This window comes from Chryseobacterium sp. PET-29, from assembly GCF_025736815.1.
In the GTDB taxonomy this organism is placed as follows: domain Bacteria; phylum Bacteroidota; class Bacteroidia; order Flavobacteriales; family Weeksellaceae; genus Chryseobacterium; species Chryseobacterium nepalense.
Window position 1 is genome coordinate 1,664,088 of record NZ_CP107053.1, and the last position, 12,893, is coordinate 1,676,980.

Annotated in this window: 12 protein-coding genes; 2 read left to right on the forward strand and 10 right to left on the reverse strand. The window is 36.4% G+C overall.

Annotation, left to right across the window (positions count from 1 at the left end; genetic code table 11):
* Positions 1–1,017 (reverse strand): DUF4421 domain-containing protein, encoded by a 1,017-nt coding sequence (locus ODE14_RS07250; RefSeq protein ID WP_263603542.1) that lies wholly within the window; start codon positions 1,015–1,017, stop codon positions 1–3.
* Positions 1,018–1,130: 113 nt separating this feature from the next.
* Between ODE14_RS07250 and ODE14_RS07255 the strand changes: the two genes are divergently transcribed.
* Positions 1,131–1,604 carry a 23S rRNA (pseudouridine(1915)-N(3))-methyltransferase RlmH gene (locus ODE14_RS07255; protein ID WP_263603543.1) on the forward strand — a complete coding sequence of 158 codons (474 nt, stop codon included), beginning with the start codon at positions 1,131–1,133 and terminating at the stop codon, positions 1,602–1,604.
* 74 nt (positions 1,605–1,678) lie between these two features.
* Here the strand turns inward: ODE14_RS07255 and ODE14_RS07260 are convergent, their stop codons facing one another.
* From ODE14_RS07260 to secD, 8 genes are all read right to left on the reverse strand, one after another.
* Positions 1,679–2,494, reverse strand: a complete 816-nt coding sequence (locus ODE14_RS07260) for a tetratricopeptide repeat protein (RefSeq protein WP_248392554.1) — start codon at positions 2,492–2,494, stop codon at positions 1,679–1,681.
* The gene (locus ODE14_RS07265) at positions 2,491–3,057 is read right to left on the reverse strand and encodes a phosphatase PAP2 family protein (protein ID WP_248392552.1); all 567 of its coding nucleotides are present in this window, start codon (positions 3,055–3,057) and stop codon (positions 2,491–2,493) included. The genes ODE14_RS07260 and ODE14_RS07265 overlap by 4 nt, the downstream gene beginning before the upstream one ends.
* Positions 3,058–3,060: 3 nt before the next feature.
* Positions 3,061–3,396 (reverse strand): twin-arginine translocase TatA/TatE family subunit, encoded by a 336-nt coding sequence (locus ODE14_RS07270; protein WP_248392550.1) that lies wholly within the window; start codon positions 3,394–3,396, stop codon positions 3,061–3,063.
* 67 nt (positions 3,397–3,463) lie between these two features.
* Positions 3,464–4,111 (reverse strand): SCO family protein, encoded by a 648-nt coding sequence (locus tag ODE14_RS07275; protein WP_263603544.1) that lies wholly within the window; start codon positions 4,109–4,111, stop codon positions 3,464–3,466.
* The gene (locus ODE14_RS07280) at positions 4,083–4,658 is read right to left on the reverse strand and encodes a toxin-antitoxin system YwqK family antitoxin (protein ID WP_263603545.1); all 576 of its coding nucleotides are present in this window, start codon (positions 4,656–4,658) and stop codon (positions 4,083–4,085) included. The genes ODE14_RS07275 and ODE14_RS07280 overlap by 29 nt, the downstream gene beginning before the upstream one ends.
* The gene (locus ODE14_RS07285) at positions 4,630–5,391 is read right to left on the reverse strand and encodes a YHYH protein (protein ID WP_263603546.1); all 762 of its coding nucleotides are present in this window, start codon (positions 5,389–5,391) and stop codon (positions 4,630–4,632) included. Before ODE14_RS07285 ends, ODE14_RS07280 begins: the two co-directional genes overlap by 29 nt.
* 81 nt (positions 5,392–5,472) lie before the next feature.
* Positions 5,473–6,732 (reverse strand): TCR/Tet family MFS transporter, encoded by a 1,260-nt coding sequence (locus ODE14_RS07290; protein ID WP_263603547.1) that lies wholly within the window; start codon positions 6,730–6,732, stop codon positions 5,473–5,475.
* Positions 6,733–7,172: 440 nt separating this feature from the next.
* Positions 7,173–10,085 carry a protein translocase subunit SecD gene (gene secD / locus ODE14_RS07295; protein WP_263603548.1) on the reverse strand — a complete coding sequence of 971 codons (2,913 nt, stop codon included), beginning with the start codon at positions 10,083–10,085 and terminating at the stop codon, positions 7,173–7,175.
* 215 nt (positions 10,086–10,300) lie between these two features.
* Between secD and ODE14_RS07300 the strand changes: the two genes are divergently transcribed.
* Positions 10,301–11,662 carry a PQQ-dependent sugar dehydrogenase gene (locus ODE14_RS07300; RefSeq protein ID WP_263603549.1) on the forward strand — a complete coding sequence of 454 codons (1,362 nt, stop codon included), beginning with the start codon at positions 10,301–10,303 and terminating at the stop codon, positions 11,660–11,662.
* Between the two features lie 21 nt (positions 11,663–11,683).
* Here the strand turns inward: ODE14_RS07300 and ODE14_RS07305 are convergent, their stop codons facing one another.
* Complete coding sequence (locus tag ODE14_RS07305) at positions 11,684–12,892, reverse strand: hypothetical protein (protein ID WP_263603550.1); 1,209 nt, start codon at positions 12,890–12,892, stop codon at positions 11,684–11,686.
* Position 12,893: the final 1 nt, after the last annotated feature.

Here is a 12,893-nt window from a genome sequence, read left to right on the forward strand (position 1 = left end):
TTATTTTAAAATATTATCTATTTTATCAAAGTTTTTATTTACAAATGTAGGAGAATTCAAACGAAAACCAATTCCCGCACGAAAAAGCCATTGTGTCGCAGAATAAAAATTTTCATTGGAGCTATTGATCAAGTTGAGCTGCGCACCGGCGCCGAAAAAACATTTTCCATTATCATAACCAATTCTCCCGTTAGAATAGCCCCCAATATTAAATTCATGAAAATCTTCGCCAATGAGTTTTGCGTAGTATATTTCAGGATAAACTTCCAATATGGCATACCAGTTTTTAATTTTTTTCTGAATACCCCCACCCGATCTTAAAGCAATCCTGATATCTTTAGACGGACTGTTTTGAATTTCAGTAAAAGTATTTCCCTGATAGATTGTTTTATTCATATCACTAAGAATATTGTACTGGTAAAAAAGGCCTGTACTTACCACGAAAACATCCTTTAGAGGCTGATAAGTCATATTGTTAAAACTTCGGTAATCCGATTTATTTCCTATCCAGAGATAACTCGTTTCCCCTTTAAAAGAGCGGTATTTTGCATCCGGAAACTGGAGGTATCCTTCTTCGTTATAATCACTGCCATACAGCATTTGTAAAAATTCTTTGGTATCCTGAAAATACAGACCTTTTACCTGGCTGAAATACAGATACTGCCTGATTTTCGGACTTAGGAAAAAAGTAAATCCAAAATTAAAATATTTCGTCTTTCCTTTTTCAGGATCGTCATTATTGATATTGGTAAGCTTTGGTGCAAATGAAAAACTTACATCCAGCCATCTGTACCGCAGAAAAAATTCTGTATAAAATGCGTCATTCGGTCTTAATCGAAAAATCTTATTTTCATATAACAACCCAAATGAATTATGCAGATAACTCAGTCCTCCTACAACAGAAATTTTCTTTTTATCTTCTTCCAGATATCGTGCTTCATCATTTTTATTAATTTCCTGTGCAAAAGAAATTAGTGGAAAAAAGTAAAACAAAAAAGGTAAAACTGATATTTTCATTGGATTGGTGTGGTACAAAAATAATGATTTTTTCAGACTTTGTTCGTACAAGGAAAAGTGCGATTATGAATTCTGTTGATTTATAAATATCTTTGAAGCTTAATTAGGAATAAATGCAGATTAGCTTGCTTTGTATCGGTAAAACGGACGATAAGGAAATTACTTCCCTGATCAGTTATTATATCAAAAGACTACCTAAACACTGGAATTTTGAAATCATTGAAATTCCGGATGTAAAAAATGCCAGAAACCTGTCTCCCGAGCTTTTAAAAAAAGAAGAAGCCAAACTTTTTCTGAATTACATAGACCGAACAGATCTTGTAATGATTCTTGATGAAAAAGGTAAACAATTTACCAGCCGTGAATTTTCTCAGAAAATAGATGCCTGGATGAATTCTTCAGTGAAAAAAATTCATCTTCTGATTGGTGGTGCATACGGGTTTTCGGAAGAAGTTTACGCCAGAGCCAACGAAAAAATATCGTTATCAAAAATGACTTTTACACATCAGATGATCCGGCTTTTTATTGTAGAGCAACTGTACCGCGCAGATCAGATTTTGCAGGGAAAACCCTATCATAACGACTGATAGAGCTTTTAAGTTTTTATTAAATTGGTTTCGGCGATGGAGCACTGAAACCAATTTAATAAAAATGCATATCATTATTTCTTAACTTCACATTTAGAGTAATATTCTATCAGCAAAGGTTTCTCATATCCCAGGCTTACTGCCTTATCAAGACTTGCACAAGCTTCCTTCGGCTTAGCCGTTTCGAATAAAATTAAGGCTTTATTTACGTACGCCTGAGCAAATTTAGGATCAATTGAAATTGCTTTGTTGACATCAGCGAGAGCTTCCTTATTTTTTTTCAGTTTAAAGTAGACGTCACCTCTTCCACTGTAGAGAAGGGATTCCGGTTTTTCTGAAATTAGCTGGTTATAATCTTTTAAGGCACCTTCAAGATCACCGCTGTTTTTTTTAAGATTGGCCAGTCCGGTTCTTGCGTAAATATTATCCGGGGCAAAACTGAGAATCTGATTTAGATCCTTCGCTGCCAGATCTTTCTTGCCTAAATTTTCATAAACTTTAGAACGGGTAAGGTACATATCTGCATTTTCAGGTTCAAGCTTAAGTCCCTGATTAAGATAATCCAATGCAGCCTGTTTATTTCCTTTTTGTCCGTGAATAGAACCTAAATTAGCATACACTGCAGCAGACATAGGATCCGCTTTTAATGCAGATTCATATGATTTGAACGCTGCGGTTGTTTTACCAAGCCTTCTCTGTGACGTACCCAGATAATTGTAATATTCTGATTTGAATTTCTGAATTTTTTCAGTTTGAACCAATTTGGAATATTCTTCCTCCGCACATTTGTAATCCGCTTTACGGAAACAATCTTCGGCAATTTTTTTATCCTGCGCCTGCAGCGATACTATGGAGCATGTTAATGCTAAAAGAAATAGAGTTTTTGTCATGAGGTTATATTTTGTTTATTGATTACTTTTCTTGCGAGTGCAGAAAACACCACTCCCAATAAAGTTCCAACAAACGCCCCCACCAAAATATCTATCGGGAAATGCACTCCTAAATAAATGCGGCTGTATGATATTATTGCAGCCCACACAAATATAGCATAAGGAAACCATTTAATCTTATTTTTTAGCAAAATACTTAAATAAGCTGCCAAAAAGAATGTATTGGAAGCATGGGCAGAATAAAACCCGAACTGTCCGCCGCATTTTACAATCCTCATGTGATCCTGAAGAGAAGGATCATGGCAAGGCCTAAGCCTTTCTATACCATGTTTAAAAACACCGGCCAGCTGATCTGATATTGTTACCCCTATTGCAATAAATACCAGGATAAAAATTAATGATCTCAGCTTATAATTTTTATATAGAAAATAGCAGAAAATAATATAAAGCGGAACCCAGATCCAGGTGCTGGAAATCAACATCCAGAACTGGTCAAAAGAAGAATCTCCTAAATTATTGAGAAATAAAAAGACTTTTTTATCTTCCTGAATAATTTCCTCCATACGTTATCTGCTTACAGGCCCCTCATAGGTTTCATCCTCTGAAGGTTTTGGTTTTGGAGGTTCATTTGAAGACTGGGAATCAGCAAGAATATCGCTTTGAACATCTTTCATCGGATTAAAATCTTTTGCGGCGTCTTTTACTTTTTCAATCTCACGCTTGATCTCAGAAACAGGATTATCCGTTTCTTTCATGATCTCGGTTTTGATATCTTCCACTGCACCACGCATCTTTCTTACCCCTGCACCCAGATCACGGGCGATTTGAGGAAGCTTATCCGGTCCGAATAATACTACGATTGCCACGGCAATCAGTGCCATTTCTCCAATGCTTAGTTCCATGTTACAAAATTACAAAAGATAAGTGAATCTCAATACTTATTATTAAGTTTTAATAAAATATTAAGTTTTAAAACGTATTCTTTTTAATCAAATCTATATCCGTTATAAGCTGCTGCATATCAGATTGTAGGGTACCATTATAAATTCCTCTGATTTTTCTCTGCCCATCTACAAGAATAATATGTTCTGTATGAAGAAATTCTGCACTGTCGCGCGTAAATCCTAAAGCTTCTTCAGCAAAATAAGATTTCCGGGCAAGCCTGTATATTTCATTTTTATTTCCGGTAAGAAAGTGCCAGTTTGCATTTGTAATTTTATTCTTTGTTTTAAAATCTTTCAATTTTTCTGAGGTATCAATCCAAGGTGTTACTGAAAAAGAAAGTAAGATTACATCGGGATCATTTTTATATTTACGGTCTACCAGTTTCAGATTTCTGATCATGTTGGGACAAATACTTCCGCATGATGTAAAAATAAAGCTGGCAATATGTATTTTATGATCCGTTATTTTATCCGTAATTACCCTATTGTCCTGATCAACAAAAGAAAAATGTTGAATGGTATGATTAATTTTATCGGAAGCTTCCTCTTTAGATAAAAATTGGGGCTCAAAATCCGGAGTGTTGTAATAAGGTACATCTTGTTTTTTTTGCCGGCACGAAAAAAGCAGCAAAAAAACGATCAGGCTACTTCTTAAAAATACGTTCTGTAACATTTACACAATTTTTTGTTCCTAATAAGCCATAGCGTTTACCCTGTTTTACGAAATAATTGGATCTTATCTTACCATTGTCATAAAATTGTTTCTGACTTCCTTCTTCGTATCCTAATTTATAATGCATATCCCTTACCAATTGTCCGTTCCTGTTCCACTCCCGATATTCACCGTTATTTTCTCCCTCAGAGAAAGAACCTGATATTTTTATATTTCCGTTTTCCCACCATTCTTTTAATGTTTTCACTTTGGTTCCGTTCTCAAAAAAACGCCTCCCAGCCAACCTACCGTTCGGATAAAATTTTTTCCATTCTCCATGTTCTTTTCCTTTATAAAAAGCAACAATTTCTGCAGTATCTTTTGTATTGGAGAACATTGAATATACAATACCTGAAAAAGGCTGATTATTCAGCAGTATGATTCCATTCTTATTTTCCAAATGAATATCGTCCAGATTATAATATTTCATGCGTTCTTTATCTGATGAACCACAAGAAAGTAAAGTAAAAAGTAAAATACTAATTACTGACAGTTCCCGGAGTTCCATAGAAGCCATTTCCGTTAATATAAGGGTCTGAACTGGTAATATGATAATGATAAATCCCGTTGGGATAATCTGCAGTTGCAGATGTATGACCATGGTAAGCATCCAGTGAAGTATTGGTAACCGCTACGCCGTTTTCTTCAGGACCATACACCGGGAAACCATCCAGTAAAAAACCCAACAGTGCAGATTTTGACACTTTTACAGTAGTAAGGTATTTGGGTTCGACATGGTAATGATAATCTCCTCCCTGTGCAGGATGTCCCCACCACTGATCGAAAGAAACAATCTCTCCTGATAAGGGCTGATTTGGCCCGGCGTATTGATTGAAAAAAGGCACTCCGTTAAGTGAGACTCCAATGGGTCCCAGAGGTGTGGCTGGATGAGCTGAATTAACTGCCGGATTCAGAGGAATTTTGAATGTGTAATTTTTTGTTGAAATCGAATTAGGATTTTTAGAAAATGTGTACCCGCCATAAGTTGTCCCGGAAAAATTTTCGTAAAGACTATTTCCCGTAGGATAATAAACACTTTTATGATCTGGTGTTCCGGTTGTTTTAATATAAACATACGTACCATCTGAAGTTATACTTGCTGCCCCATATATTTTTTTGTAAACGGCAGGAACTTCAGAAGTATTGTTATTGCTATTATTTTGTGAAGAGTCATCATTGCTGCTGCAATTAATAAGTGTGATCGCAGATATAATCCCTGATAAAATTTTGATTTTTTTCATATTCATGCTATTTTGTTCAAATATATAAAAATAACGCAATCAAAATCAAAGAATTGAACAATATTATATAAAAAACGAACCTTACATTAGGTCCGTTTTTTTATTTAACTCAAGTTCTTCTTTTTTTATAGCCTTCTTCTGAAAATTGTAATAAGTAATGATTACGCTTACGGCCATTAAAATAAAAGCTAAGAAGAAAGGTGCTCCCGAAAATTTAAACGGAGCTTCATCATGTGTGAAGAAATAAAATAAATTGGTCATCATTGGCGGACCGATAATCGCAGTTGCACTCATAAGACTGGTGAGCGCTCCCTGAAGCTCGCCCTGCTCGTTGGAAGGTACATTTTTTGTGATCACCGACTGAAGTGCAGGCCCGCAAATTCCTCCTAAGCAATAAGGAATCAAAAAAATGAACATCATCCATCCCTTTGTAGCAAATGCAAACAACAGCATTCCGATCGCGTAAAGTGTCAATCCGTAATAGATGCTTTTCTGTTCGCCCAACTTTGGGGTTGTCCATCTTATCAGCCCGCCCTGAACTAATCCTACCAATAAGCCAACTACTCCTAAGGAGATTCCCACCATTCTTTCATTCCAGTTGAATTTATACATGGTAAAAAAGCTCCAGTTGCTTTGCACAGCGTGTCCGGCAATATAAATCAGAATTAAAGAAACAATTAAACCTGAAATTTCAGGATGTTTTCCTAAAAATTTAAAGGATCCCACCGGGTTAGCGCGCTTCCAGTTGAATTCTCTTCTTTTATCTTTATCAAGACTTTCGGGCAGAATAAAATAGCCGTAAAGAAAATTTAAAAGACACAATCCAGCTGCAGCATAAAAGGGGACCCTGGCTCCGTAATGCCCTAAAAGTCCGCCCAACACAGGCCCGATGATGAATCCAAGTCCGAAAGCAGCTCCAATAAGTCCAAAATTCTTGGCGCGGTCTTCATCTGTTGAAATATCTGCAATATAGGCACTTGCCGTTGTAACACTTGCCCCTGTAATTCCCGCAATAACTCTTCCGATAAACAGCCATATAATGGTAGGTGCCAAAGCCAGCAGAACATAATCTATGGCAAATCCGAAAAGAGAAATGAGGATGATTGGCCTTCTCCCGAATTTATCACTCAGATTTCCCACTACGGGCGAAAAAATAAACTGTGTAAATGCATAGGCAAATCCCAGCCAGCCGCCGTATTTTGCTGCTTCACTGATATCGCTGTGAATCAGTTCCTCAATAAGTTTAGGAACCACCGGAATAATGATACCCCATCCCGTAATATCAATTAACAACGTAATAAATATGAAGCTCATTGCCGCTTTTTTCCTTGAGTTTTCCATAATGATGCAAAAATAATCAAATCGGGAAAAATAATGATTCTAAATTGCAGGTTACGAATGGGTAATGAAATGATAAATTATTAATGGTGAATTTAATTTTTTTGATGTCTGTATATAATCGTTACTATTTTTTGGAAGACAGCTATTGTTAATGTTTATAAGATATTGAAATATTGGCTTTGACCCTAGCCCTGATTGAGCGGCATGTCTGAGCTCTTTTTCTATTGGTGCGGCGGCTCCGCCGCCGCACCAATAGAAAAAAGCGAGTAGCGAAAGCAGGAAAAAGCTCCTAATTAAATTGAAGAGTTTGAGGATTTGAGATTCCGGAGTGTGAGTTTAAAGAATTAATATGAAATACAAACAGTAAGCAATCAACAATTAACAAAGCAAAAAAAAGCCTTTCACATTGGAAAGGCTTTCTTATTTATTGTAGTTTACTTTTATTTTGAAGCAAGTACTTCTTTATTGGTAGTAGATTTACCGTGAACTTCCTCTTCTTTACCTGTTTTCAGGAAGTCATAGGCAATTGCCGATGCCACGAAGATGGATGAATAAGTACCGAAACCGATACCGATTAACATCGCAAACATAAATCCTCTCAGGTTATCTCCACCAAAAATAAAGATGGCCAAGATTACAAGGATTGTAGTAAATGAAGTATTGAACGTTCTACCCAGTGTACTGGAAATTGAATCATCAAATAACCCTGCCAATGTTAATGATTTCTTCTCTCTTAAATATTCCCTGATCCTGTCAAAGATAATTACCGTATCATTAATGGAATATCCTAATACCGTAAGAACCGCAGCGATGAAATCCTGGTTGATCTCCATATTGAACGGCATATATTTGTGAAGCAAAGAATATGCTCCCAAAATAATAACTGCATCGTGGAACAATGCTGCTACCGCACCAAGGGAGAACTGCCATTTTCTGAATCGCAATAAGATATAAATAAAGATAATTCCTAATGCTCCCAGCACCGCATATAACCCGTGAATTTTGATATCGTCCGCAACAGAAGGTCCTACTTTTTCGGAAGAAATAATTCCTGCATGTTCTTTATCTGCAGATTTAAAATCTTTTAACGTTGTTCCTGCAGGTAATTCTGATTTTAATCCTTCGTATAATTTCTGCTCAATAACCTGGTCAGCTTTCAAAGATTCGTCTTCGATAAGATAATCAGTAGAGATCTTTAATTGATTGTTATTTCCGTAAGTTTTGGCTTCTACTGAAGAGTTTTTGCCGTCTTCCGTTTTAAATAATGCTACCAGTTTGTTTTCAACATCTTCTGCTTTTACGTCTTTGTCGAATCTTATTACATAATTTCTACCACCCGTAAAATCAATCCCATATTTGAAACCGTGCGTAGCGATTGAAATGATACAAACCACCGTTAAAACAGCTGAGAAAATGTAAGCATATTTTCTTTTCCCGATGAAATCGATCCAGGTATTTCTAAAAAGATTCTTAGTTGCCGGCGTCCATACGGAAAGTCCTTTTCCTTTATTTAATCTTGAGAAGATCATTACTCTTGAAAGCAATACAGACGTGAATAGTGTCATTGCAACCCCAATCATCAGAGTTAAGGCAAAACCTTTGATAGGTCCTGTTCCGAAGAAGAACAATACCACTGCCGTTAAGAAAGTTGTGGTATGACCATCAATAATCGCATTCAACGCATGTTTAAATCCGTCTTTATAAGCTTCAAGGATACTTTTCCCTGCAAATAATTCTTCTTTTGTTCTTTCATAAATGATAACGTTTGTATCAACCGCAACAGCCATCGTTAAAACGATACCCGCGATACCAGGAAGCGTAAGCGTGAAATCTCCCGAATCCATAATACCGAAAATATAGAAAAGGTTGATGATCATTGCAATTACTGCATAAACACCCGCTCCACCGTAATAGAAGATGATATAAACAATAATGATAGCAAATGCGATCATGAATGACATCAAACCGGCATCAATAGATTCCTGACCTAAAGAAGGACCTACAACCGTAGCCTGAACTACTTTTGCACCAGCAGGCAATTTACCCGCTCCCAAAACATCTACCAGCTCTTTGGCTTCTTCCTGAGAGAAATTACCGGAAATTTGTGTTCTACCGTTAGGAATTGCATTTACAACGTTCGGTGCTGTGTATACTCTGTTATCAAGCGTTACGGCAACTGGTTTCCCAACGTTTTTCTCCGTTAATGTTTTCCATTCTTTTGCTCCTTTCGAATCCATCTGCATATCTACCACCACTCTGCTCAATTCATCGTAGCCGATATTTGCGGTTTCAACAGCACCGTCTACAGGAGCTTTTTGGTTGATATTTCCTCTGATGGCATACAATACTAAGCTTTCAGCATCTGAAGCCTCAGGCTTGTATCCCCACATGAATTGAGTATATTTAATGTTTGCAGGACGTAAAGATTGTGCAACTTTGCTGTTTAAAATTTTATTTACAACAGCCGTATCAGACAATTTTACACTTCCTACTGCACTTTGGCTCATGGATTTACCTTTCTGCAAAATATTCAGAAGGTTTACATTTTTGGCAACGCCCATAGAATCGCCTTTTGCAGCGATCATTGTAGTTAATGTCTGGAAATAAGGATATACTTCAGGAGATTGCTGTACTTCCCAGAACTGAAGTTTTGCAGAAGTCTGAAGCATTTTTTTCACTTTATCAATGTCCTTCATTCCCGGCATTTCAACAGAAATTCTGGCAGTACCCGGAACTCTCTGAACGTTTGGCTGGATCGCTCCCAGTTTATCAATTCTGGTTCTGATCACCTCGAAAGCCGTTCCTACAGATGCATCAATCTTTTTCTTAACAATCGCTTTTACCTGCTCGTCAGGCGTATTGTACTTTACCTCAGTAAGCGTGGTATTTCCGAAAAGTTCCGGATCTGCCAGTTTAAGGTTGGTACCTTTTGCTTTGTTAACTGCATCGAACTGCTCAAAGAAATTGTCGATGTACGATCTTGTAGAATTCTTCTGAACTTCATCTGTTTTGTTCAAAGCCTCAATAAGAACAGGATTTGTGGAATAATTGGTTAAATCATTCACCAGATCTCTCTGGTTGATTTCCAAAAGAACGTTGATCCCTCCTTTAAGGTCAAGACCAAGTTTCATTTCCTTGTCTCTGGCTTTGGTGTAATAAAGTTTTGTGAATCCAAGATTCAGTGTATCCTTAGAAAGTCTTGTGATTTCTTTCTGATACTTCTCCGGATTGTCTCCTGCAATAGCAGTCGCCTGCTTTTCAATTTTGCTGGTGTACCATGTTGGTAATAGCTCGTTTAAGCAAATCAACCCTAGTACAATAGCAACAATTGTAATAAGTCCTTTTCCTTGCATTTTGTTATAACTACGTTAAATTAAGTCGGCAAATATAATCATTTTCTTGAATTTTATGAATTTTTAACAACAGAAATCATTTATTTTCAGATATATCGGTATTCTTATTTTTATTTAAGATTTAATAATTTTTTCCTGCTATTTTAATGAATTTTATAATGTTTTTATGGTATGAAATTTTCATTCTGATATAATACACTAAATATCAAAATATTATGAAAAATTTACTTTTTTATGCAGGTTTGTTTTCTTTTAGCATTTTTAATGCGCAAAGTATTAACCTTGAAGAATTTGCAACAGGTTTTACCGCTCCGGTAGAAATCACTCACGCCAACGATACCAGAATGTTCGTAGTACAGCAAAACGGCATCATTAAAATCGTACAGCCGAACGGAAGCATAAATTCATCCAACTTCTTAGACATCAGTTCTAAAATTACCTATGGAGGAGAAAGAGGACTTTTAGGACTTGCTTTTCATCCGCAATACTCTACCAATGGGTATTTTTTTGTGTATTACAATGATACCAGCGGAAATATTACGGTAGCAAGATACACCAGAAGTTCCAATCCGGATGTTGCGGATCCCACTACTGAAAAAATTGTTCTGAATCAGCCAAAACCATTTGACAATCACAACGGGGGAAGCATTCATTTTGCACCGGACGGCTATCTGTGGATTGTGACGGGTGATGGAGGAAGTGGTGGCGACCCCAATAACAACGGGCAAAATAAAAATTCTCTTTTAGGCAAATTATTGCGGCTGGACATCAATTCCACAGGCCCGTACAATATTCCACCGGATAACCCTTTTGTTGGCACCGACGGCGCTGATGAAGTGTGGGCATACGGGCTGAGAAACGCATGGAAATTCAATTTTGATACGGCTTCCGGCAATGTTATGATTGCAGATGTTGGACAGGGTAATATCGAAGAAATCAACAGAATGCCCATTACACAGGCAGGAATCAATTACGGCTGGAGATGCTATGAAGGCAATAATGCTTATAATACATCCGGCTGCGCAGCACAATCAACCATGACTTTTCCCGTTGCTGCCTATAACCATTCCGGCGGAAGATGTTCCATAACGGGAGGATATGTTTACAGAGGCTCATTATATCCGGCTCTCCAGGGAAAATATATTTTTGCCGATTACTGTTCTACGCAGATCGGAATTCTGAATAATGATGATTCCATCACGTGGTCGGCGGCATTTTCAGGAAATAATTTTTCAACATTCGGAATTAATAATCAGAACGAACTTTTCGTAGCAGCAGTAAACAACGGAAAGATATTCAGGGTAACGACTTCAACTTTGAATATCAGGGAAAATGAACTTTCGGCACAGATAAAAATCTATCCCAATCCTGCCTCTGAAAAGGTTTTCATTGAGGGAATTGAGGAAAAAAATGCAACCGTTGACATTACCAATACTGAAGGAAGAAAAGTATTGGAAGGTGCAAAAATTGAAAGTGATCATAGCTTAAATATTTCAGGAATACCTACAGGCGTTTATTTCCTTCATATTAATACGGAAAATCAGAAATCGTACAGTAAAAAATTAATTATAAAATAATTTTCAGAATTTAATAGAGCTTCAGTCAGTTTTGACTGGAGCTTTTTTTATAAAATATAATATTCCCAATATGGGCAGGATCAATATTAACTTTACTGCAACTGAAAATCTTTCCGTTTCGCCATCAAACAAAATAGCAGGAATTAAGGAAACAAAAAGGAAGGCTGTAATGAAAAATACATATTCCCACCATGAAAATTTTTTGGGCTTTGTTTGCCCACTGTCTCTTTTATATTTTAAGCTTAAAATCCAGAATCCTAAGAACAAAATCATATAAGGGAAGGTCCAGATTCTGTAGGTATCATATGCAATGGAATGAAGAATTAACGGAATTGCTGAAATAACAATAAGCAAAATAAACAATTGAATATTGAGCTTAAATTCTTTAAAAATCATCCATAAACAGAAAACAATGGGAATTCCATAAAATATTGTTGCTTTTGAAATAAAAATTCGTTGAAAAAAATATTCATATTGTTCACTAAAATAATACGTAAAACTTTTAGTATAGGCTGAACAGACCGAGTCGGCAACTTTTTCAGATATTGATGATTGTTTTAAATAGGAAAATAGTTGTGTATAGTAATTTCCACCGTTGACTTCCTGATAGCCTGAAATAAAAACAGCACTTAAAAACGGCAATGTTAAAAATAAAGCAAGCTTATTTATAACATTTGGAGAAAATACATTTTTAATAGAAAATTTCCTTTCCGGCACCTGATTGACAATAATGGCAAAACAGCAGACAGGAAGCATTAACACAATTGAAATTTCATGAATAAAAATACTGAAAACCGCAATGATTGATGCCGGAAACAATTTGTTTCGGGTAATAAGGTACACTGTAAAAATCGTCATCAGGAAAACAACATGATCCAAATACCCTATCAAATGAGCAGAAAATACAATATACTGGGAAAGAAGAAAAATGACAAAAAACAGGATCCTGTAATAACTTCTTGTATTATTCCAGGTTATTTTTACTGCGATGCTGACGATGAAAAAATACAATATCGCTAACACCAATACAGAAAGAGCAGTGACTGAAAATGTATTTTTTTCACATAAAAAGCCTAATAATTCTCCAGCCAAACCTCTTTTGATAAATCCGAACCTGTAATCTACCAGCCAGTGAGACTGCGCCCATTGGTTCGGTATTCTTATGGTTTTTGAAACACTGAAAACCAGTGCGTACAGATAAAGAAATATCAGAAGAAATTTCCTGTACATA

Coding starts and splice junctions, on each gene's coding strand:
- ODE14_RS07250 (WP_263603542.1), bottom strand. CDS start 1,017: ATGAAAATATCAGTTTTACCTTTTTTGTTTTACTTTTTTCCACTAATT.
- ODE14_RS07255 (WP_263603543.1), top strand. CDS start 1,131: ATGCAGATTAGCTTGCTTTGTATCGGTAAAACGGACGATAAGGAAATT.
- ODE14_RS07260 (WP_248392554.1), bottom strand. CDS start 2,494: ATGACAAAAACTCTATTTCTTTTAGCATTAACATGCTCCATAGTATCG.
- ODE14_RS07265 (WP_248392552.1), bottom strand. CDS start 3,057: ATGGAGGAAATTATTCAGGAAGATAAAAAAGTCTTTTTATTTCTCAAT.
- ODE14_RS07270 (WP_248392550.1), bottom strand. CDS start 3,396: ATGGAACTAAGCATTGGAGAAATGGCACTGATTGCCGTGGCAATCGTA.
- ODE14_RS07275 (WP_263603544.1), bottom strand. CDS start 4,111: ATGTTACAGAACGTATTTTTAAGAAGTAGCCTGATCGTTTTTTTGCTG.
- ODE14_RS07280 (WP_263603545.1), bottom strand. CDS start 4,658: ATGGAACTCCGGGAACTGTCAGTAATTAGTATTTTACTTTTTACTTTA.
- ODE14_RS07285 (WP_263603546.1), bottom strand. CDS start 5,391: ATGAAAAAAATCAAAATTTTATCAGGGATTATATCTGCGATCACACTT.
- ODE14_RS07290 (WP_263603547.1), bottom strand. CDS start 6,732: ATGGAAAACTCAAGGAAAAAAGCGGCAATGAGCTTCATATTTATTACG.
- secD (WP_263603548.1), bottom strand. CDS start 10,085: ATGCAAGGAAAAGGACTTATTACAATTGTTGCTATTGTACTAGGGTTG.
- ODE14_RS07300 (WP_263603549.1), top strand. CDS start 10,301: ATGAAAAATTTACTTTTTTATGCAGGTTTGTTTTCTTTTAGCATTTTT.
- ODE14_RS07305 (WP_263603550.1), bottom strand. CDS start 12,892: ATGTACAGGAAATTTCTTCTGATATTTCTTTATCTGTACGCACTGGTT.